The following is a 21,567-nucleotide window of genomic DNA, read 5'->3' on the forward strand; positions in this document are numbered from 1 at the left end:
CCCATGGTCTCCGGTCGTCTGCGTACCGTTTTCGTCAAGCTGCACCGCTATATCGGGCTGGTCTTCGGCCTGCTGTTCGTCATGATGGGCCTGACCGGCACGCTGATTTCATGGCGGGACGACATCGACAAGTGGCTCAATCCAGACTTGCTGCAAGGGGTGTCGGCCACGCGCATCCCGGTGGGCGCCGCCACCGTGGAAGCGGTCACGGCCAGCCTGATGGCCGATCCGAAGTATGGCAAGCCCAACCTGCTGATGCTGCCGGTCGACGAACACGACGTGTTCATCGCCTACTACCCGATCAAGGGGCCGGAGGCGATGCCGGGCCGCTCGCGGCAGGTCATGATCGACCCCATCACGCTGGCCGTGAAGGGCGAGCGCCTGTTCGGCGTGCCGGGGCTGTCGCGCCAGCAGATCATGCCGACGCTGTTTCACCTGCATCGCTACCTGCTGTCCGGCGATACGGGCAAGACCATCGTCGGCGTGACCGGGATGGTGCTGTGCTTCACGGTGCTGATGGGCGTGGTGCTGTGGTGGCCCAAGATGAAGCTACGGGCGCTGAAGCAGTCGGTGCGGATTGCGCACGGCGGTTCGTGGTCGCGCTTCGTCTATACCTTCCACCGCGCGGGCGGCATCTTTGCGGCGCCGGTGCTGGCCACCATCGCGTTTTCGGGCTGGTATCTGAACCTGCCGAAATGGGTGACGCCGATCATCAGCACGGTCATGACCGTGAGCCCGCAGGTGAAGCACCAGTCCGATACGCCGCCGGCCGGCGCCCACGCCATCACCCCGGCCCAGGCCATGACGGCGGCGCAGCAGCAGTTCCCGGGGGCGCAGGTCACGCGTATCAGCCTGCCGCGCAAGCCCGGCGATGCCTACGAGGTGCGACTGCGCCAGGAGGGCGAATTGCAGGAAGACAGCGGCGCCACGCGGCTCTGGCTCGACGCCTATACCGGGCGGCCGCTCGGCGCGCGCGATCCGCGCGACGCCCGGTCCGGCGACGCATTGATCCTGTGGCTGTTCCCGCTGCATACCGGCGAGGCGTTCGGCACCTACGGCCGCGCGTTCATCACCGCATTCGGCCTGATGCCGCTGGCGTTCGCCGTGACCGGCGTGCTGATCTGGTGGAAACGCCGCAGCGGCCACAAGCGCCATCTGGAGCGGGAAAAGGCGCGGCTGAAGCGGGCTTGAGGATGTGAGGCGGGAGAGGTTTTCGCCCCTCTCCCACTTGTTGGAGAGGGGCGGGGGAGAGGGCAAGGGTATCAATCCGCGACCAGTCGCAATTTGAAGCGCAATGCCCTCACCCCCAACCCCTCTCCCGCTGGGCAGGAGAGGGGAGCAAACTATCGGGACGCGACTTAGATTTCGAGGTTGTCGATCAACCGCGTATTCCCCAGCTTGGCCGCGGTCAGCACCACGAGCGGTTCGCCGGCGGCGAATTCCTCGCGCGTCGGGGCCTGCAGGTTGCTGCGCTTGCGGATCGACACATAGTCGGGCTTCCAGCCGCGTGCCTGCAGCCGGCCCAGCGCGTCGGCCTCCACGGCCAGCAGATCGACGTGGCCGTTGCCCAGCACGGCGTCGCGCACCTCGTGCAGCGTCTTGTACAGGACCGGCGCTTCCTTGCGCTCGGCTTCGCCGAGATAGCGGTTGCGTGACGACAGCGCCAGGCCGTCTTCGTCCCGCACGGTCTCGGCCGGGATGATGTCCACGGGCAGCGCGAACTGCTGCGCCATGCGCCGCACGATCATCAGCTGCTGGTAGTCCTTCTTGCCGAACACGGCCACGCGCGGCTGCACGCAGCAGAACAGCTTCATCACCACGGTGCAGACGCCCTTGAAGAACCCGGGGCGGAATTCGCCTTCGAGGATGTCGCCCAGGTCGTGCGGCGGTTCCACGCGGTATTCCTGCGGCACCGGGTACATGTCGGCCTCGGTCGGCGCGAACAGCACGTACACCCCTTCACTCTGCAGCTTTTCCACGTCGTCCTGCAGCGTGCGGGGGTACTTGTCGAAATCCTCGTTCGGGCCGAACTGCAGGCGGTTGACGAAGATCGACGCCACCACGGGGTCGCCATGCTGGCGTGCCAGGCGCATCAGCGACAGGTGGCCTTCATGCAGGTTGCCCATGGTGGGAACGAACGCCACGCGGTTCTGGCCGCGCAACTGGTCCCGCAATTCCTGGATGGAAGGAATGACTTTCATGAAATGTGGTGTGCCGTCGTGGTTGGAGCGTGCCGCTGCGTGGCAGCTGGCGTGCCGGCTCTCTGGGATTGCATTGGCCGGCTGTCGGCGGATTGTAGAGCATCCGCGCCGGTTCGGGCCCGGCGCCGGCGGGGAATTGTTCCGCGGGGTGGAAGGATCAGGCTGGCGTGTACGCCAATCGCACATAAATGGGTGCGAATGGCTCGGCCTGGGTGATCTCGACCAGCGCCTCGCGCGACAGTTCGAGCATGGCGATGAAGTTCACCACCACCACGGGCACGCCCTTGCCGGAGCGGATCGCGTCCTCGAACAGCTCGCTGAATTCCATGAAGCGGGCGTGCTGCAGGCGGCGCAGGATCTGGCTCATATGCTCGCGCACGGACAGTTCCTCGCGAGAGATCTTGTGGTGCTGGTTCAGTTTGGCGCGCTTGAGCACGTCGGCCCAGGCGGACTGCAGGTCCACCGTTTCCACATCGGGAAAACGCTGCACCAGGCTCTGTTCGATATAGACCTGCGATCGCAGGAAATCGCGGCCCAGCTGCGGCACGGTGTCCAGGCGCTGGGCGGCCAGCTTCATCTGCTCGTATTCGAGCAGGCGGCGCACCAGTTCGGCACGCGGGTCCTCGGCTTCCTCGTCGCTGTCGGCCTTCTTGACTGGCAGCAGCATGCGCGACTTGATCTCGATAAGCATCGCCGCCATCAGCAGGTACTCGGCCGCCAGCTCCAGATTGGTCTGGCGGATCTGGTCGACGTACGAAAGATACTGACGCGTCACCTGGGCCATCGGGATGTCCAGGACGTTGAAGTTCTGCTTGCGGATCAGGTACAGCAGCAGGTCAAGCGGGCCTTCGAAGGCTTCCAGGAAGACTTCCAGCGCATCGGGCGGGATGTACAGATCCTGGGGCAGCTTGAACAGCGGCTCGCCATAGAGGCGGGCGAAGGCCACCCCGTCGACCATGTCGGCCGGATTGGCGCTGGCGCCGACAGGCTGCGCCACGCTGGGCAACTCGACGGGCAGCGTCAGTTTTTCCTGCGCGCCGGGGTCCAGCGGATCGCTCGGATGCATCGGGATGGTCGTCGGCGTGGCCGGATGGCCGATCAGTTGTCGGACGAGTAGACGTACGGCTTCTGCGCCACGCGCGAGGCGTTGGCCTGGGCGCGTTCCTCGAGGTCGATCGGGGCCTTGTCCCACAGCAGGCCGCGGCCTTCGCGCTGCTCCGCTTCCAGCGACGGGCGCTCCTGCTTGAGCGTCTTCAGGAACTGGGTGATATCCGATTCGTACATGGCCATGATGAAACCTGTGCCCTTTGGGCGGGGTTGGGGATGACGGGGCAAGATTTTACCGTATCGGCAAGCCCGCCTGCCGGCGCGGACCCCGGAAACCCGAATTTTGGCGTCGGGATGGCCTTGCGGCGCCGGTGGTGTGGTCAAATAGCGACTTGATTCGGGAGCCACCAGGACGGATGACGATTGCTTTGGGCCGCTTGGCCGCACAGCCCGCCCCAGCCAAGGCGCCAGGCACCTCCGGCGGTGCCGGCCGGCTCTCGCGTATAGTCGCCGCCCACGTCACCGCCCATGCCGCCACCCTGGCCATCGCCCTGATGCTGCTGGTGGCGCCCTGGCAGCCCGCCCATGCCGCCAAAGCCCAGTACAAGGTCGAGATCGACGCGCCCAAGGCGCTGAAGGACATTCTCGAAGAACACCTCGACCTGTCGCGCTACACCACCCGCACCGATATTTCCGACGACCAGTTCCAGTACATGGTGGAAACCGTGGGCGACCAGGTGCGCCAGTTTGCTTCCACCGAAGGCTGGTTCGACCCGGTCACCAAGGCCACGGTGGAAGGCGAGGGCGACCATCGCGTGGTGCATATCAGCGTGGACCCCGGCGCGCGCACGGTGATCCGGCGCGCGGATGTCGAGGTAAGTGGCCCCGCCGCCACGCTGTCGCCGGAGCAGGTGGAGCAGATGCGCCAGAAATGGGGCCTGCCGGTGGGCCAGCCGTTCCGGCAGGCAGACTGGGACAAGGCCAAGGAAGACGCCCTGGTGCAACTGCAGAGCAAGAGCTACTACGGCGCCAGGCTCGCGTCGTCGCAGGCGCGCATCGAACCCGACGAGCAGGCGGCCGACCTGCGGGCCAGGTACGAGAGCGGCCCGGCCTACGTGCTCGGGCCGCTCGAGATCGAAGGCACGCGCCGCTATCCGGCCCAGATCATCCGCAACGTGAATCCGCTGAACGAGGGCGAGCCGTACCGGGTGGAGCGGCTGCTGGAATTCCAGCGGGCGGTCCAGAACCAGCCCTATTTCTCGAACGTGCAGGTTGAACTGCAGGAGCCGCCCGCCGCCACGTCGGCCGAGGCCGCCGCGCAGCAGCAGACCGTGACGGCGCCGGTCAAGGTGAAGGTGCGCGAATATCCGACGCACCGGCTCAGTTCCGGTGTCGGTTTCACCACCGATACCGGCGCCCAGGTGGAAGGCCGCTATTCGTACTACAACCTGTTCAACCGCGCCTGGGTGCTCGACTCGCAGGCCCGGATCGAACAGAAGCGCCAGTACGGGTTTGTGGAAATGGCGATGCCGCCAGATCCGCACACGTACCGCAACAGCATCTATACCAGCTACGAACGCCTGATCGACGTCGAGAGCACCGACACCAAGAGCTGGCGCGCCGGCCTGAAGCGTTCGCGGTCGCGCGAGAAGTACGACACCACGGTGTCGCTCGACTTCTACTATGACGTGCTGACGCCGTACGGCGAGCCGTCGCAGTACTCGAAGGCGCTGGTGCCGGCATTCGCGTGGACGCGCCGCGACGTGGACAACCCGGTCTTCCCGCGCCGGGGCAACGTGATCAACACCCAGATCGGCGTGGCCGCCAAGGGCGTGCTCAGCGACGCCACCTTCCTTCGCATGTATGGCCGGATCCGCCAGTACGTGCCGGTGGGCAACCGCGACCTGTTCGTGGCGCGGCTGGAACTGGGCGCCGACATGACGTCGAACGATCCGTCGCTGATTCCGGCCACGCTGCGCTTCCGCGCGGGCGGCACCGATTCGATCCGCGGCTACAGCTACCAGTCGATCGGCACGCCGTCCGGCAAGAGTGTGCTGCCGGCGCGCTACCTGGGCACGGGCAGCCTGGAATACCAGTACTGGTTCAAGCCCGAATGGGGCGCCGCCGTGTTCTGGGACATGGGTACCGCCACCAACAACCTGAACGGCATCAAGATCTACCACGGCGTGGGCGTGGGCGCGCGGTGGCGCAGTCCGGTGGGGCCGGTGCAGCTCGATGTCGGCTACGGCATCCAGCAGAAGCAGTTCCGGCCGCATATCTCGCTGGGGGTGGCGTTCTGATGAACATGCCGGACATGCCCCCCGTGCCGCGCGAGGGCCGCGACACGCCGGCCAAGCCTCGGCGCCGCCGCCGCGTGTGGAAGGTGCTGGCCTGGCTGCTGGGCATCCTGCTGGTGCTGCTGATCGCGCTGGTCGCCACGGCCGTGGCGGCGTTGCGCACCGAGACCGGCACGCGCCATCTGTGGAACGTGGCCACGCGGCTGTCCGCGGGGATGCTTGCCGGCCAGCTTGATGGCGGCACCGTGGCCAGCGGGCTGCGACTGCACGACGTGGTATTCGCCACGGGCGACACGCGCGTGACCATCGACCGGATCGACGCAAGGTGGGACGTGTCATGGTCGCCCACGCGGGTGCATGTGGCATGGCTGAAGCTGGGCAGGATCGACGCGCGCCTGCCGGCTTCCCCGCCGAGCACCGAGCCGGCAAGGATGCCGCAGTCGCTGGAACTGCCGCTGGCTGTCGACGTGGACACGCTGACCGTCGGCGAGCTGTCGCTGCTGCAGGGGCCGGCCGCCACGTCGACCCCGCTGGTGCTGTCGGACCTGTCCGGCGCGCTGCATAGCGACGGCCAGCGCCATCGCGTGGTCGTCGACAAGGTCGTCACGCCGTACGGCAAGCTGCAGGCCAACGCGCAGATCGGCGGCAAGACGCCGTTCCCGCTGACGGCCGAGGCGCTGCTGGAGGGCCGCTGGAAGGAAGAGACCTACGCGGTGTCCGCCACGGCCAGCGGATCGCTGGAACAGCTGCGGGCCGAACTGGAAGCCAGCGGCGACCGTATCCGGGCGCGCGGCAATGCCGATGTGACGCCGTTCGGCAAGGTGCCGTTCACGCACCTGATTGTCGATGGCGAGCGCATCAACCCGCGCCTGTTCAGCCCTACCGCGCCGCAGGCCAACCTGACCGTCCATGCGGAACTGCGCCCGGTGGAATCGGTGCCGCCGCCGCCCGAGGTGGCCAAACCGAAGCCCGGTGAATCGACCGCCAGCGCCGTGGCCGCCGCATCGGCCGCGTCGGCATCGGCGCCCGTGCCCACACCGGCCGCCCCCACCAGGAACCCGCTGGCCGTGGCCGGCAACGTCAGCGTGCGCAACCTGGAGCCGGGCCCGATCGACAAGGAACGCCTGCCCGTGCATGCCGTGCAGGCGCGCGTCGAGTTGAGCGAATTGACGCAGACGCTGCGCGACCTGCGGATCCAGCTGCCGGGCCGCGCCGAGATCGTCGGGCAGGGCACGCTGCGCGAAGGGCGGGGCGGCTTCGATCTCGATGTCCGGCACCTCGATGCCGCCGCGCTGCATACCGGCATGGTGGCCACGAACCTGTCCGGCCCGGTGATCCTGCGGCTGGAGCCCGGCCGCCAGAGCGTGGCGCTCGATGTGGCCGGCGGCGAGATCAAGCTGTTCGCCGATGCCCGGATCGACGAAGACGCGGTCACGCTCAAGGCGCTGCGGGCGGGCCTGGGCAGCGGCACGCTGACCGCCGACGGCAAGCTCGGGCTCAAGGAAGAGCAACCGTTCGACTTCAAGGGCAAGCTCGCCAATTTCGACCCGGCGCGGCTGGCCAAGGTGGCGCCGGGCCGGATCAACGCCGAGTTTTCGACGAAGGGCTCGCTGGAGAAAGTGCTACGTGTGGCGCTTGACTTCGCGCTGGGCGAGAGCGAATACGCAGGGCTGCCGATGACCGGCAACGGCAAGGTGCGGCTGGAGGGCGAGCGCCTGCTGCCCAGCCAGGCATCGCTGCTGATGGCTGGCAACCAGGTGAACCTGAATGGCAGCTTCGGCGCGCGCGGGGACAGCCTCAAGGTCAACATCGACGCCCCGCAGCTGGACCGCCTGAAGTTCGGCGTCGGTGGGCGTGCGAAGGTGGACGCGGTGGTCACGGGCACGCTGAAGAAGCCCGAGGTGGTGGGCGACTACAGCGCGCAGTCACTGGTGGTGGGGCCGCACAAGGTGGCCAGCGCCAACGGCCATGTGGAACTGCGCGGCGGGCTGAACGGCACGCTGTCGGCGCAACTGGCCGCGCGCGACTATCACGGGCCGCAGGCCACGGTCCGCACGCTCGACGCCAACCTGAGCGGCACCCAGGCAGATCACACATTCGACGCCAAGGCAGCCGGCACGATGCACGAGCGCCCGCTGCAGCTGTCGCTGTCGGGGCAGGGCGCGTGGCGCGGCGACAAGGGCTGGACCGGCACCATCCGCACGTTGGAGGAAAGCGGCACGGCCAAGGTCCGGCTTGTCTCGCCCACCCAGTTGATGGTGGCGGATCGCCATATCCGGCTGGGGCAGACGCGCCTGCAGTTCGAGCGCGCGACGATGAATATCGAAGGTTTCGAGTTCGATCACGGCCGCATCCGCACGCAGGGCGCGTTCAACGGCGTGGAGGTGGGCAACATCATCAAGCTGGTGGAGACGTTCACCGGAGAATCGCAGCCGGTGCGCTCGGACCTCGTGCTCGATGGCGGCTGGAACCTGACGCTGGCCGAAACCGCCGCCGGATTTGCCGAAGTCCGGCGCCGCAGCGGCGATGCGTCGGTCAATGCGGGCCGGGGCTGGACCACACTTGGCCTGAGCGACACGGCGCTGCGGGCCGAGTTCAGCGGCAATCGCGTGACACTGCGCGGCGGCAGCACGTCGCAACGGATCGGCAAGGTGACCGTCGATGCATCGGCGGGGCTGGTCAGCGAACAGGGCCTGCTGACGGTGGGGCCCGGATCGACGCTCGGCGGCACGGTCACGGCCGACATCCCGCGCCTGAAATCGCTGGAGACGCTCAGCGGCCCGCAGTACGCGCTCGAAGGCAAGCTGGCCGCGGCACTGCAACTGGCCGGCACGGTGGGCAAACCGCTGCTGACCGGCGCCATCGACGGCAACGGGATCGGCGTCACGCTGTACGACCTGGGTATCCGCCTGACCGACGGCGAAGTGCACGTGGTGCTGGACCAGAACACCGTGGAACTGAAGCAGGTGCGATTCCGGGGTGGTGACGGCACGCTGACGGCTACTGGCGCGGTGAAGCTGGGCGAGACCGATCCGAACCTGACCGGCCGCATCGTTGCCGACAAGCTGCAGCTGTTTGCCAGCCCGGAGCGCACGCTGATCGTGTCCGGCGAGGCCGGCATCGCCAACGAGAACAGGCTGATCGCCATCCGTGGCAAGTTCCGCGTGGATCGCGGCCTGTTCGACCTGCCCAAGGCCAGCGCGCCGGTGCTGGGCGACGACGTGGTCGTGGTGCGCCGCAAGGACGAACGTGCCCTGAAGACCGCTGCCACGCCGGTGGTGCCCGAGTCCAGGCCGGCCAGCCGCTTCAGTCCGCTGATCGACGTGACGATCGACCTGGGCGACAACTTCCGCTTCCGGGGGGCTGGCGCCGATATCCTGCTGGCCGGGCAGCTTGGCATCAAGAGCGAGCCGCTGGCGCCGATGCGGGCCACGGGCACGGTGCGCGTGGTGGAAGGCACCTACGAGGCGTTCGGCCGCAAGCTCGATATCGAACGGGGCACGATCAACTTCAACGGTCCGGTGGACAACCCGAACATGTTCATCCGCGCCCTGCGCCGCAACCAGGAGGTGGAAGCGGGCGTGGAAGTCACGGGCACGGTACGGCTGCCGCGCGTGCGGCTGGTGTCGGAGCCGAACGTGCCCGACGAGGACAAGCTGTCGTGGCTGATGTTCGGCTACGGCGCGGAAAGCGCGGGGTCCAGCCAGCAGCGCCAGCTGAGCGGCGGCGCCATCGGCGGGGCGGCGCTGGGCATGATCGGCGGCAAGGCCGGCAAGAGCGTGGTGTCGCATTTCGGCATCGACGAATTCTCGATCGGACCCAGCACGGCCGGGCTGAACGACCAGCAGGTGGTCAGCATCGGCAAGGCGGTGTCCGACCAGATTTCGGTCGGCTACGAGCAGAGCCTGACGTCGGCATCGAACGTGGTGAAGCTGACCTGGGCGTTCTCGCGGCGCTGGTCGCTGATTGCCAAGGGCGGATCGATCAACGGCCTGTCGGTGCTGTTCAACCGCCGGTTCAACAATTGGGATACGCTGTTTGCCGGCGATTCGCGTCGGCGCCGCAATGCGGCGGCCGATGCCGCCGCGGACGGCGCCAGCGCACCGGCCGGCGATCCCGTCGAAGCCATCAAACGATGAAGCCAATCCTTGCGAGGCTTGCGATGCCACCTTTCCACCACGCGTCTCGCCGACGCCTTGCCGCCATGGGACTGATTGCCAGCCTGTTTGCCCTGTTCGGATGCGACCAGCAGAAGGTCGACGAAGCCATGAAGAAGGCGAAATCGGTGGCCACCGACACCTGGAACAGCGTGAAGCCCGACAGCCAGCTGTTCAAGGGCATCGAGATCGGCAAATCCACCGAGGACGATGTGCGGCGCCAGGCCGGCAAGCCCGAGATCGTCTGGGAAGAACCGGACGGCGGCCGCCGCCTGGAATACCCGCGCGGCCCCGAAGGCGCCACCACATGGATGGTGACGACCAACGCCGACGGCACCGTCCGCGCCATCGAACAGGTGCTGACGGCCGACAATTTCGCAAAAGTACGACCCGGCATGAACAAGGACCAGATCCGCCGGATGCTGGGCAAGCCGACCAAGGTCGAGGCGTTCCGCCTCAAGCAGGAAGAGGTGTGGGGCTACCGCTGGTTCGAAAGCCCGACGGACCGGGCCTTCTTCAACGTGCATTTCAACAACGACGGCACGGTGACCACCACGTCGCGCAGCGACGATCCGTCGAAACGGCAGGGCGGGTAAATGACGCGCTGAGGTGTCGAGGGGTGTTCCCCTCTCCCACTTGTGGGAGAGGGGAACGCGGCGCTGCTTGCCGACCTGTCTCAAATTGAACCGCTGCGCCCTCTCCCCCAACCCCTCTCCCGCCCGGCGGGAGAGGGGAGCGGTGGGTGGGAGTTTGATGCCGCGTGTGTTGTCTCCCCTCTCCCGCGAAGTGGGAGAGGGGCGGGGGAGAGGGCAACGCGGCTCTGCTTGCCGACCTGTCGCAATTTGAACCGCTGGGCCCTCTCTCCCAACCCCTCTCCCGCCCGGCGGGAGAGGGGAGTGGTCTCAGGCTTTAACGAATCCGCATGCCGGGCACGGCGCCGCTATGCGGCTCCAGGATATACAGCCCCGGATTGGCTTTCTCGTCGGCGGCCGAGGCGGCCAGCACCATGCCTTCGGACATGCCGAACTTCATCTTGCGCGGTGCCAGGTTGGCCACCACCACGGTCAGCTTGCCCACCAGCTGCTCGGGCGTGTAGGCCGACTGGATGCCCGAGAACACATTGCGCGTCTTGCCTTCGCCCAGGTCCAGAGTCAGCTGCAGCAGCTTGTTCGAACCTTCCACCTTCTGGCATTCGACGATCTTCGCCACGCGCAGGTCGATCTTCGCGAAGTCGTCGATCGTGATGGTTTCGCCAATCGGCTCGATCGATGCGGTGGCTGCCGTATCGGCGGCCGGGGCTGCGCCCGATGCCTGGAGCGATTCCTTGTTGGCGGCAAGCAGCGCGTCGATCTGCTTGGTGTCCACACGGGTCATCAGGTGCTGGTAGGCCTGGATCGGGCGGTCGGCTGACAGTTGGCGGTCGATGCCGCGCCAGTCGAGCGGCTCGATGTTCAGGAACGACTCCACGCCGGCGGCCATGGTCGGCACCACGGGCTTCAGGTACACCGTCAGCAGGCGGAACGCTTCGAGCGAGACCGAGCAGGCGGCGTGCAGGGCATCGCGCTTGCTTTCGTCCTTGGCCAGTTCCCACGGCTTGTTGGTGTCGACGAACGCGTTCACGGCGTCGGTCAGCTCCATCACCAGGCGCAGCGCCTTGCTGTACTCGCGGCCTTCGTAATACGCGGCGATCTGCGGTGCGGCCTGGCGCAGCTGTTCCAGCAGCGGATTGGCCAGCGCGGCTTCGTTCACCTTGCCGTCGAACCGCTTGACCAGGAAGCCCGCCGCCCGGCTGGCGATGTTCACGTACTTGCCGATCAGGTCGCTGTTCACGCGGGCGACAAAGTCGTCCAGGTTCAGGTCCAGGTCTTCCATGCTCGCGTTGAGCTTGGCGGCGAAGTAGTAACGCAGCCATTCCGGATTCATGCCGGTGTCGATGTAGCTCTGCGCGGTAATGAACGTGCCGCGCGACTTGCTCATCTTGGCGCCGTCCACGGTAAGGAAGCCGTGCGCGAACACGTTGGTCGGGGTGCGATAGCCCGAGAACTTCAGCATCGCGGGCCAGAACAGCGTGTGGAAGTACAGGATGTCCTTGCCGATGAAGTGGTACTGCTCGGCGGTCGAGTGGGGGCCCACCCACGCGTCGAAGTCGATGCCGCGCTTGGCGGCCAGGTTCTTGAAGCTGGCGTAGTAGCCGATGGGGGCGTCCAGCCACACGTAGAAGTACTTGCCGGGCGCGCCCGGAATCTCGAAGCCGAAGTACGGCGCGTCGCGCGAGATATCCCAGTCGGACAGCGTCGAGGCCTCGCCTTCCGCGCCCAGCCATTCCTGCATCTTGTTGCTGGCCTCGGGCTGGGCCAGGTCGGCCACCCATTCGCGCAGGAACGTCTCGCAGCGCGGGTCGGACAGCTTGAAGAAGAAGTGCGTGGACGACTTGCGCACCGGCGTGGCGCCGGAGACCACCGAGTACGGGTTCTTCAGGTCGGTCGGTACATACGTGGTGCCGCATACTTCACACGAGTCGCCGTACTGGTCCTTGGCGCCGCACTTCGGGCACTCGCCCTTGATGAAGCGGTCCGGCAGGAACATGTTCTTGACCGGGTCGAAGAACTGCTCGACATCGCGCTCGGCGATCAGGTCCTGGTCCTTCAGCGACAGGTAGATCTTTTCGCACAGTTCGCGGTTTTCCTCGGCGTCGGTGCTGTAGTAGTTGTCAAACGACACCAGGAAGCTGTCGAAGTCGCGCTTGTGCTCGGTCCAGACGCGGTCGATCAGCTGCTTGGGCGTGATGCCTTCCTTTTCCGCACGCAGCATGACCGGGGTGCCATGGGTGTCGTCGGCGCCGACGTAGTAGACCTCGTTGCCCATCATGCGCTGGAAACGCACCCAGATGTCGGTCTGGATGTACTCCACCAGGTGGCCGATATGGATCTGGCCGTTGGCGTACGGTAGGGCAGAGGTAACGAGAATGCGGCGTGCGGTCATGAAAAGAGCCGTTCAGTGGGGTGTCGATGCGCGCCCGGCGGCTGCCGGACGAAGGAACCGGCTATTTTAGCAACTGCCCGGCCAGATTGCTCGGAATGGCGTCGAACGCGGCACAATTGGCGCCCAATCTCGCTGAAATGACACGGTGGAGGGCACGATCGGCAGAGAAACGAGCAAAAAAAAGCGCCGGTTAGGTACCGGCGCAGCTTTCCACAACGGAAAAGGAGGAGAAATCAGGTACCGCCCGGGAGGTCAGCCACCCATCGCGAGCCAGCAACGGTGGCAAGCGGTACCTGAACTCTATGACTGGTCACCCCGAAATTGGTTTCAAGAAAATTTCGACGCGACGATTTTGTGCCCGTCCGGCCTCGGTGGCGTTGTCCGCCACGGGCTGGGTCTGGCCGCGGCCTTCGGCCGTCAGGCGGTTGCGCGCCACGCCATGGTCACCCAGGTACGCGGCCACGCTCTGGGCGCGGCGTTGCGACAGCTGCATGTTGTAGCTCGGGTTGCCGGTGCTGTCGGTATGGCCCACGACGTTGGCCGACACGTCCTGGTGCTGGCCCAGCGTCTGCGAAACCTGGTCGAGCACCGTGCGGAACGACGGCTTGATCGTGGCGCTGTCGGTATCGAACGTCACCTGGCTCGGGATATTGACCTTCAGCGAGCCGTCCGGCTGCTCGGTGATCTGCGTGCCGGTGCCGGCCGTATCCTTGTTCAGCTTGCCGCGGATGGCGTTCCAGTTGTAACCGGCGGTGCCGCCCAGGGCGCCGCCCACGGCCGCGCCGACCAGCGTGCCCGTGGTGTTGCCGCCGATCAGGTTGCCCAGTCCAGCCCCCACGGCCGCGCCAACGCCGGTGCCGACCGCGGTATGGGTCTGCTGTTCGGTGGCACAGCCTGCCAGGGCGGCAGCGGCGACGATCGAGACGGTAACGAGCTTGAGGTTCATGCTTTCTCCTTCTGGTGATACCCGTAAATGTTTGGCCAACGGCATGTCGCATGGTAACGCCTGCCGCCGAAGGGCAGTCGGGGCGCGACAAGTTTCAACATGCGTATGAAAACGCTCAGGCCGTGCCGTGCGCTGACGCACAGGGCCGGAGCGCCGCAAGGCCGGCGCACTACAATAGGCAGATGGCGCCAGCCGCACAAGCCCAGGAGTGTGAGAGATGTAAATGTATGTAAATCCACACTTAACCAAGGGTTAAATCAGGCGGCGTCCCACGGTGCATGCGGACCTGCTACCGTGATTGCTGCCGGTAGACGTTCTGTTGCGACGTCTTTTGCTACATTACGCGCCTCGCATCCCCCCACTATTTCATTCCCAGAGCGGAGTCTGCCTTGAGCCTCACCACTGAACAGGTAACCGAAGTCCTGCGTACGGTCATCGATCCCAATACGGGCAAGGACCTCGTGTCCACGCGGTCGGCCCGCAACGTGCGGGTCGATGGCAGCAACGTGTCCGTGGAGGTGGAGCTCGGTTACCCGGGCAAGAGCCAGTTCGACCTGATCCGCGGCCTCGTGACCGATGCCGTGCGCAAGCTGGACGCCGCCGCCAATGTCAGCGTGGCGGTGTCGATGAAGATCGTCGCCCACGCGGTGCAGCGTGGCGTGAAGCTGTTGCCTGGCGTGCGCAATGTGATCGCCGTGGCATCCGGCAAGGGCGGCGTGGGCAAGTCCACCACGGCCGTGAACCTGGCGCTGGCCCTGGCCGCCGAGGGCGCGCGCGTGGGCATGCTCGATGCCGATATCTATGGCCCGAGCCTGCCGATGATGCTGGGCATCAGCGGCCGCCCGGAATCGACCGACGGCCAGACCATGATGCCGCTGCAGGGCCATGGGCTGCAGGCCAATTCGATCGGTTTCCTGATCGAGCAGGACAACCCGATGGTCTGGCGCGGGCCGATGGTGACCTCCGCGCTGGAGCAGCTGCTGCGCCAGACCAACTGGACGGACCTCGATTACCTGATCGTCGACATGCCGCCCGGCACCGGCGACATCCAGCTGACGCTGTCGCAGAAGGTGCCGGTCACCGGCGCGGTGATCGTGACCACGCCCCAGGACATCGCCCTGCTGGACGCCCGCAAGGGGCTCAAGATGTTCGAGAAGGTCGGCATCCCGATTCTCGGCATCGTCGAGAACATGGCCGTCTACTGCTGCCCGAACTGCGGCCATACCGAACACATCTTCGGTGCCGGCGGCGCCCAGAAAATGAGCGCGGACTATGGCGTGGACGTGCTGGGCAGCCTGCCGCTGAACCTGTCGATCCGCGAGCAGGCCGATTCGGGCCATCCGACCGTGGTGGCTGACCCCGATGGCCAGATCGCCGGCATCTATCGCGAAGTGGCGCGCAAGGTGGCCATCAAGGTCGCCGACAAGGCGCGCGACATGAGCAACAAGTTCCCGAGCATCGTGGTTCAGAACACCTGAAGCGTTTGACGGGCCGCAAAAAATGGGAGGCTGTCCGACATTGTCGTGCCGGGCGCCTGTCCTACAATCCACACGGCAAGGCGTCGACGTTCACGCGCGGGCATCGCGCACACAAGCAAGAAGAGGAGGAACGCATGAAACGTGTACTTTTCGGATTGACCGTCGCTGCTGCCGCGGTGCTGGCGGCCGGTTGTGCGCAGACTGACAAGAGCCCGTCTGCAGCGCCCACGGCCAGCGCGGCCATGGCGGCTCCGGGCGCCACCCGGGCCGCCGCGCCGCTGGCGTCCAAAAGCGGCACCAATACCGGTGGGCGCGTCACGTTCGAGCAGCAGCCGGGCGGCGGGGTGATGGTGGTGGTGGCGGTGACCGGCCTGCCGCCGGGCACCACGCACGGCTTCCATATCCACGAAAAGGGCGATTGCTCGGCGCCGGACGGCATGAGCGCGGGCGGCCACTTCAATCCGGGCGCCAAGCCGCATGGCCAGATGTCGATGCCTGAACACCATGCCGGCGACATGAACAACCTGACGGCCGACTCCGCCGGCAATGCGCGCGCGCAGTTCGTGATGAGCGACGTGACCGTGGGCGCCGGCCCGAACAGCGTGGTGGGCCGTTCGGTGATCGTCCACAAGGACCCGGACGACTATCGCACCCAGCCAACGGGCAATGCCGGTGGGCGCATCGCCTGCGGCGTGATTGCGGCAATCTGATTCGGCGATCTGATGTGCCGACCTGGGGCCGGACGCGGGCACCCCGGTCGGCCCGTCTTCGGCCTGACGGAGAAGGGCGTCGGGCCTGAATTGATGTCGCCGGGGGTACGTCGGGTTTCCCCCGGGGTCCGCCCGGCGAATGGTTGTACAATGCGCCCCATTCCAGCGGCGCCGGGCAATGGCCGGCCAGCTGTCCGACCCCCCTGCCACGTCTATATGAGCATCAAATCCGACAAGTGGATCCGCCGCATGGCGGAACAGCACGGCATGATCGAACCGTTCGAGCCCGGCCAGGTACGGGAATCGGACGGGCGCAAGATCGTTTCCTATGGCACGTCGAGCTACGGCTACGACATCCGGTGCGCCGACGAATTCAAGATCTTCACGAACATCAACAGCACCATCGTCGATCCGAAGAACTTCGACCAGAAGTCGTTCGTGGACTTCAAGGGTGACGTCTGCATCATCCCGCCGAACTCGTTCGCGCTGGCCCGCACGATGGAGTACTTCCGGATTCCGCGCAGCGTGCTGACCATCTGCCTGGGCAAGAGCACGTACGCGCGCTGCGGCATCATCGTCAACGTGACGCCGTTCGAGCCCGAATGGGAAGGCTATGTGACGCTGGAGTTCTCGAACACCACGCCGCTGCCCGCCAAGATCTACGCCGGCGAGGGCTGCGCCCAGGTGCTGTTCTTCGAATCGGACGAGATCTGCGAGACTTCGTATGCGGACCGAGGCGGCAAGTATCAGGGCCAGCACGGTGTCACGCTGCCGAAGACCTGACGGCCTGTCATTTTCCTGTCTCACAATGCCGGCGTGTGCATCGCGCCGGCGGCGCCACCGGGCGCGACAGCCCGGGCGCCAGACCTGACGAACGAGCCACATGTCGCTGTTGCGGGAACCTCCCGGCGGCCATGTGGCTCAAGTCTTTACAAGCACCCTCATCAAGGATTGCCCGATGAAATTCCGCTTCCCCGTCATCATCATCGATGAAGACTTCCGTTCCGAGAACATTTCCGGCTCGGGCATTCGCGCACTGGCCGAGGCCATCGAGCGCGAGGGCATGGAAGTGATGGGTCTGACCAGCTATGGCGACCTGACATCGTTCGCCCAGCAGGCCAGCCGGGCGTCCACGTTTATCGTGTCGATCGACGACGACGAGTTCGTGCGCGCCGACGACCAGCCCGAAGCCGCCGCCATCGAGAAGCTGCGCGCGTTCGTGAATGAAGTGCGCCGCCGCAACACGGACCTGCCGATCTTCCTGTACGGCGAAACGCGCACTTCGCGTCACATTCCGAACGATATCCTGCGCGAACTGCACGGCTTCATCCACATGTTCGAGGACACCCCCGAATTCGTGGCGCGCCATATCATCCGCGAGGCCAAGGTGTATCTGGACACACTGGCCCCGCCGTTCTTCAAGGCGCTGATCGACTACGCGCAGGACAGCTCGTACTCGTGGCACTGCCCGGGCCATTCGGGCGGCGTGGCGTTCCTGAAGAGCCCGGTGGGGCAGGTCTTCCACCAGTTCTTCGGCGAGAACATGCTGCGCGCCGACGTCTGCAACGCCGTGGAAGAACTGGGCCAGCTGCTGGACCACACCGGCCCGGTGGCGGCGTCCGAGCGCAATGCCGCGCGTATCTTCAATTCGGACCACATGTTCTTCGTGACCAACGGCACGTCGACGTCGAACAAGATGGTCTGGCACGCCAACGTGGCGCCGGGCGACATCGTGGTGGTGGACCGCAACTGCCACAAGTCGATCCTGCACGCGATCATGATGACTGGCGCGATTCCGGTGTTCCTGATGCCGACGCGCAACCACTACGGCATCATCGGCCCGATTCCGAAGAGCGAGTTCGATCCGGAGACCATCCGCAAGAAGATCGAGAACCATCCGTTCGCCAGCAAGGCCAAGAACCAGAAGCCGCGCATCCTGACGATCACGCAGGGCACGTACGACGGCGTGCTGTACAACGCCGAGCAAATTAAGGAAATGCTGACGTCCGAGATCGACACGCTGCATTTCGACGAAGCCTGGCTGCCGCACGCCGCGTTCCACGATTTCTACCGCAACATGCACGCGATCGGCCGTGACCGGCCGCGCAGCAAGGACGCGCTGGTGTTCGCCACGCAGTCCACGCACAAGCTGCTGGCCGGCCTGTCGCAGGCATCGCAGATCCTGGTGCAGGATTCCGAGACCCGCAAGCTGGACCGCTACCGTTTCAACGAGGCGTACCTGATGCACACCTCGACGAGCCCGCAGTACTCGATCATTGCGTCGTGCGACGTGGCGGCTGCCATGATGGAAGCGCCGGGCGGCACTGCACTGGTCGAGGAAAGCATTGCCGAGGCGCTGGACTTCCGCCGCGCCGTGCGCAAGGTCGAGGCGGACTACGACGTCGTGAACAATGGCGACTGGTGGTTCAAGGTCTGGGGCCCGGACACGCTGGCCGAGGAAGGCGTGCCCGACCGCGACGAATGGATGCTCAAGGCCAACGAGCGGTGGCACGGCTTCGGCGACCTGGCCGATGGCTTCAACCTGCTGGACCCGATCAAGGCCACCATCATCACCCCGGGCCTGGACGTGGACGGCGAGTTCAGCGAACGCGGCATCCCGGCGGCCATCGTCACCAAGTACCTGGCCGAGCACGGCATCATCATCGAGAAGACGGGCCTGTACTCGTTCTTCATCATGTTCACGATCGGCATTACGAAGGGCCGCTGGAACTCGCTGGTGACCGAGCTGCAGCAGTTCAAGGACGACTACGACCAGAACCAGCCGCTGTGGCGCGTGCTGCCCGAATTCGTCGGCAAGTACCCGCAGTACGAGCGGATGGGCCTGCGCGACCTGTGCGACGCCATCCATAGCGTCTACAAGGCCAACGACGTGGCCCGCGTGACCACCGAAATGTACCTGTCGGACATGGAACCGGCGATGAAGCCGTCGGACGCCTGGGCGATGATGGCGCACCGCGAGATCGAGCGCGTGCCCGTGGACGAGCTGGAAGGCCGCGTGACCGCCATCCTGCTGACACCGTACCCGCCGGGCATTCCGCTGCTGATCCCGGGCGAACGCTTCAACCGCACCATCGTGCAGTACCTCAAGTTCGCGCGCGAGTTCAACAGGCTGTTCCCGGGCTTCGAGACCGACATCCACGGCCTCGTGGAAGACGAGATCGACGGCCAGACGGCGTATTTCGTGGACTGCGTGAAGCAGTAAGGCTTCGTTCGATCCGAACAAAAAACCCCCGTGCCGCGAGGCCGGGGGTTTTTTGTTTGGGCGTGGTCAGTCGGGAAGGGTAAGCGCATCGCTCGCCAACCACGCTTCAATCCAGCCTACTTGCCCTTCTCGAACTGGAATTGCGGTGCGGCGGGCTCGCTTTCGGTACTGCTGCCCGGCAGCTCCAGCGTGCCCGGTGTCGATGCCGGCCCGCCTGGTTTGCTCTCGCTGTCCTGCCCGCCAAGCGGAATACTGACTTCGGCGGAATTACTATGCTTGAGCGATCCTTTGTCCAGCAGTCCAGTCACCATGCCCGGCCAGAACATCACCAGCAGCACCATCACCAGTTGCAGGCCCACCCAGGGCAGCGCGCCCCAGTAGATGTCCGAGCTTTTGACTTCCTTCGGCGCGATGCCGCGCAGGTAGAACAGCGCGAAGCCGAACGGCGGGTGCATGAACGACGTCTGCATGTTCACGCACAGCATCACGCCGAACCAGACCAGCGCGGCGGTGGCGGCGGCCTCGGGGTTGCCGCCCATCGAATCGGCCACCACCGGCGCCAGGACCTTGACCGCCACCGGGGCCAGCATCGGCACCACGATGAATGCGATCTCGAAGAAGTCCAGGAAGAACGCCAGGAAGAAAATAAACAGGTTGACCACGATCAGGAAGCCGATCCAGCCGCCTGGCAGCGAGGTGAACAGGTGCTCCACCCACGCCCCGCCGTCCACGCCCTGGAACACTACCGAGAAGCAGGTGGAGCCGATCAGGATGAACACCACCATTGCCGTGATCCGGGCGGTGGACTGGTAGGCCTCGACGATCAGCAGGCGCAGGTCGGTCAGCTGTCCGGCGCGGACCAGCAGCCAGAGCACCACCAGGTAAGCCACGGCCAGCGGAATCCGGAAGACATGCGAGCCGAACGCGAACACGCCCACGGCCGCCGCCGCCAGCGTGGCGCCGATGCCGATGCGGTAGATGTTGCGGTCGATCCGGTTGAAGCCCTTGTCCCGGATCACAGCCAGCACCAGCGCCCCGACGGCGCCCATCGCGCCCGATTCGGTCGGCGTGGCAATGCCCAGCATGATCGTGCCCAGTACCAGGAAGATCAGCACCGCGCAGGGGATGATGCCGCGCAGGCACTTGCCCCACAGCGCCCAGCCGCGCAGCGTGCGGGCTTCGGGCGGCACCGGTGGCAGCCAGTCGGGCTTGATGCGGGTCAAAACGAAGGTATAGAGCGCGAACAGCGCAATCTGCACGACCGACGGCCCCCAGGCGCCCAGGTACATGCTGCCCACGTCGGCGCTGCCCAGCGGCGTCTTGAGCTGGTCGGCCAGTACCACCAGCACCAGCGATGGCGGCACCAGCTGCGTGATGGTGCCCGATGCGGCCAGCACGCCCGTGGCGTATTTCATGTTGTAGCGGTAGCGCATCATCACGGGCAGCGAGATCATCGCCATGGCGATCACCTGCGCGGCCACCGTGCCGGTGATTGCGCCGAGGATGAAGCCGACGATGATCACCGAGTAGCCCAGACCGCCCCGCACCGGGCCGAACAGCTGGCCCATCGAATCGAGCATGTCCTCCGCGAGCCCGCATTTCTCGAGGATCGCGCCCATGAAGGTGAAGAACGGAATCGCCAGCAGCAGTTCGTTGGCCAGCACGCTGCCGAACACCCGGCTGGGCACGGCCTGCAGGAATTGCAACGGGAAGTAGCCCCATTCGATGGCCAGGAAGCCGAAGGCCAGGCCCACCGCCGAGAGCGAGAATGCGACCGGGAACCCGATCAGCATGAATACCACCAGGCCGCCGAACATCAGCGGCGGCATATATTCCAATGGAATCATTATTGCACCGGCCTTTCGTATTTCGATTCGATGCGCACCAGGCCCTTCAGGGCGGCGAAGCGCTTGATCAGTTCGGAAATCCCCTGCAGCGTCAGCAGGGCAAAGCCGATGGGCACCACGAGCTTGATCGGATAACGGGGCAGGCCGCCCGAGTTGCCCGACTGTTCGAGAATGCGCCACGAAGGCAGGAACAGCGATTCCCACGACAACCACGTGAACAGGATCGTCGACGGCAGCAGGAATACCACGATGCCGAAGATGTCGATCCAGTGCTGCGCGCGTTCCGACACGTTGCCGTAGATCAGGTCCACGCGCACGTGCTCATTGCGCTGGAACGTGTACGACGCGCCGAACATCACGGCAATGGCAAACATGTACCACTGCAGCTCCAGCGGCCAGTTGTCGCTAAGGTTGAAGCCGTAACGAAGCAGGGCGTTCCCTGCGCTGATCAGGCACGACAGCAGGATCATGATGTTTGCAAGCCTGCCCGTGTGCTGATTCAACCTGTCGATCTGCCGTGACAGACCAAGCAAGTAGTTCATGGGTTGTCTCCCCCGGTTTTATGCGCCGATTAGTGTATCTGTAACAATTTATGTGAGCGCTAGGGGATTGTCCTAGAAGGTTTGGCAAACACCGTGGTTGCTCCCCTCTCCCACTAGTGGGAGAGGGGCCGGGGGAG

The 21,567-nt window shown here is 65.6% G+C and carries 15 protein-coding genes; 8 read left to right on the plus strand and 7 right to left on the minus strand.

The genetic code is table 11. From position 1 onward, the window contains the following. Positions 1 to 3: 3 nt before the first annotated feature. The gene (locus AC3G88_RS01480; protein ID WP_488893031.1) at positions 4 to 1,191 is read left to right on the plus strand and encodes a PepSY-associated TM helix domain-containing protein; all 1,188 of its coding nucleotides are present in this window, start codon (positions 4 to 6) and stop codon (positions 1,189 to 1,191) included. Between the two features lie 167 nt (positions 1,192 to 1,358). Here the strand turns inward: AC3G88_RS01480 and panC are convergent, their stop codons facing one another. From panC to AC3G88_RS01495, 3 genes are all read right to left on the minus strand, one after another. Beyond that, positions 1,359 to 2,201, minus strand: coding sequence for a pantoate--beta-alanine ligase (gene panC, locus AC3G88_RS01485; RefSeq protein ID WP_488770686.1), 843 nt, complete (start codon positions 2,199 to 2,201; stop codon positions 1,359 to 1,361). Positions 2,202 to 2,358: 157 nt separating this feature from the next. Then, positions 2,359 to 3,267 (minus strand): segregation and condensation protein A, encoded by a 909-nt coding sequence (locus AC3G88_RS01490; protein ID WP_488893032.1) that lies wholly within the window; start codon positions 3,265 to 3,267, stop codon positions 2,359 to 2,361. 32 nt (positions 3,268 to 3,299) lie between these two features. Then, the gene (locus AC3G88_RS01495) at positions 3,300 to 3,491 is read right to left on the minus strand and encodes a DUF3460 family protein (RefSeq protein WP_153947417.1); all 192 of its coding nucleotides are present in this window, start codon (positions 3,489 to 3,491) and stop codon (positions 3,300 to 3,302) included. Between the two features lie 173 nt (positions 3,492 to 3,664). Between AC3G88_RS01495 and AC3G88_RS01500 the strand changes: the two genes are divergently transcribed. From AC3G88_RS01500 to bamE, 3 genes are all read left to right on the plus strand, one after another. After that, complete coding sequence (locus tag AC3G88_RS01500) at positions 3,665 to 5,548, plus strand: autotransporter assembly complex protein TamA (protein ID WP_488770685.1); 1,884 nt, start codon at positions 3,665 to 3,667, stop codon at positions 5,546 to 5,548. Next, a complete protein-coding gene (locus AC3G88_RS01505; RefSeq protein ID WP_488893033.1) occupies positions 5,548 to 9,684 on the plus strand; it encodes a translocation/assembly module TamB domain-containing protein in 4,137 nt (1,378 codons plus the stop codon). The genes AC3G88_RS01500 and AC3G88_RS01505 overlap by 1 nt, the downstream gene beginning before the upstream one ends. Before the next feature lie 65 nt (positions 9,685 to 9,749). After that, positions 9,750 to 10,298, plus strand: coding sequence for an outer membrane protein assembly factor BamE domain-containing protein (gene bamE / locus AC3G88_RS01510; protein WP_488893034.1), 549 nt, complete (start codon positions 9,750 to 9,752; stop codon positions 10,296 to 10,298). A gap of 313 nt (positions 10,299 to 10,611) precedes the next feature. On the opposite strand, the gene metG is transcribed toward bamE, so the two are convergent. Continuing rightward, positions 10,612 to 12,684 (minus strand): methionine--tRNA ligase, encoded by a 2,073-nt coding sequence (gene metG / locus AC3G88_RS01515; RefSeq protein WP_488893035.1) that lies wholly within the window; start codon positions 12,682 to 12,684, stop codon positions 10,612 to 10,614. A 310-nt stretch (positions 12,685 to 12,994) separates the two neighbouring features. Then, positions 12,995 to 13,630: a YiaD family glycine zipper/OmpA-like lipoprotein gene (locus AC3G88_RS01520; RefSeq protein ID WP_153950271.1), complete on the minus strand. Its 636-nt coding sequence runs from the start codon at positions 13,628 to 13,630 to the stop codon at positions 12,995 to 12,997. A gap of 389 nt (positions 13,631 to 14,019) precedes the next feature. On the opposite strand from AC3G88_RS01520, the gene apbC reads away from it, so the two are divergent. From apbC to AC3G88_RS01540, 4 genes are all read left to right on the plus strand, one after another. After that, positions 14,020 to 15,108, plus strand: a complete 1,089-nt coding sequence (gene apbC / locus AC3G88_RS01525; RefSeq protein ID WP_488893036.1) for an iron-sulfur cluster carrier protein ApbC — start codon at positions 14,020 to 14,022, stop codon at positions 15,106 to 15,108. Positions 15,109 to 15,242: 134 nt separating this feature from the next. After that, the gene (locus tag AC3G88_RS01530) at positions 15,243 to 15,818 is read left to right on the plus strand and encodes a superoxide dismutase family protein (RefSeq protein ID WP_488893037.1); all 576 of its coding nucleotides are present in this window, start codon (positions 15,243 to 15,245) and stop codon (positions 15,816 to 15,818) included. 216 nt (positions 15,819 to 16,034) lie between these two features. Continuing rightward, entirely contained in the window at positions 16,035 to 16,601 is a 567-nt protein-coding gene (gene dcd, locus AC3G88_RS01535; RefSeq protein WP_488893038.1) for a dCTP deaminase, read from the plus strand. A 175-nt stretch (positions 16,602 to 16,776) separates the two neighbouring features. After that, positions 16,777 to 19,041, plus strand: a complete 2,265-nt coding sequence (locus AC3G88_RS01540) for an Orn/Lys/Arg family decarboxylase (RefSeq protein WP_488893039.1) — start codon at positions 16,777 to 16,779, stop codon at positions 19,039 to 19,041. Positions 19,042 to 19,157: 116 nt separating this feature from the next. Here AC3G88_RS01540 and AC3G88_RS01545 read toward each other — a convergent pair whose 3' ends face one another. Together AC3G88_RS01545 and AC3G88_RS01550 are read right to left on the minus strand one after the other, a co-directional pair. Next, a complete protein-coding gene (locus tag AC3G88_RS01545) occupies positions 19,158 to 20,888 on the minus strand; it encodes a TRAP transporter large permease (RefSeq protein ID WP_153950267.1) in 1,731 nt (576 codons plus the stop codon). Continuing rightward, positions 20,888 to 21,430: a TRAP transporter small permease subunit gene (locus AC3G88_RS01550; RefSeq protein WP_061952677.1), complete on the minus strand. Its 543-nt coding sequence runs from the start codon at positions 21,428 to 21,430 to the stop codon at positions 20,888 to 20,890. Before AC3G88_RS01550 ends, AC3G88_RS01545 begins: the two co-directional genes overlap by 1 nt. Positions 21,431 to 21,567 lie beyond the last annotated feature (137 nt).

The organism is Cupriavidus sp. 86D6 (assembly GCF_057815095.1).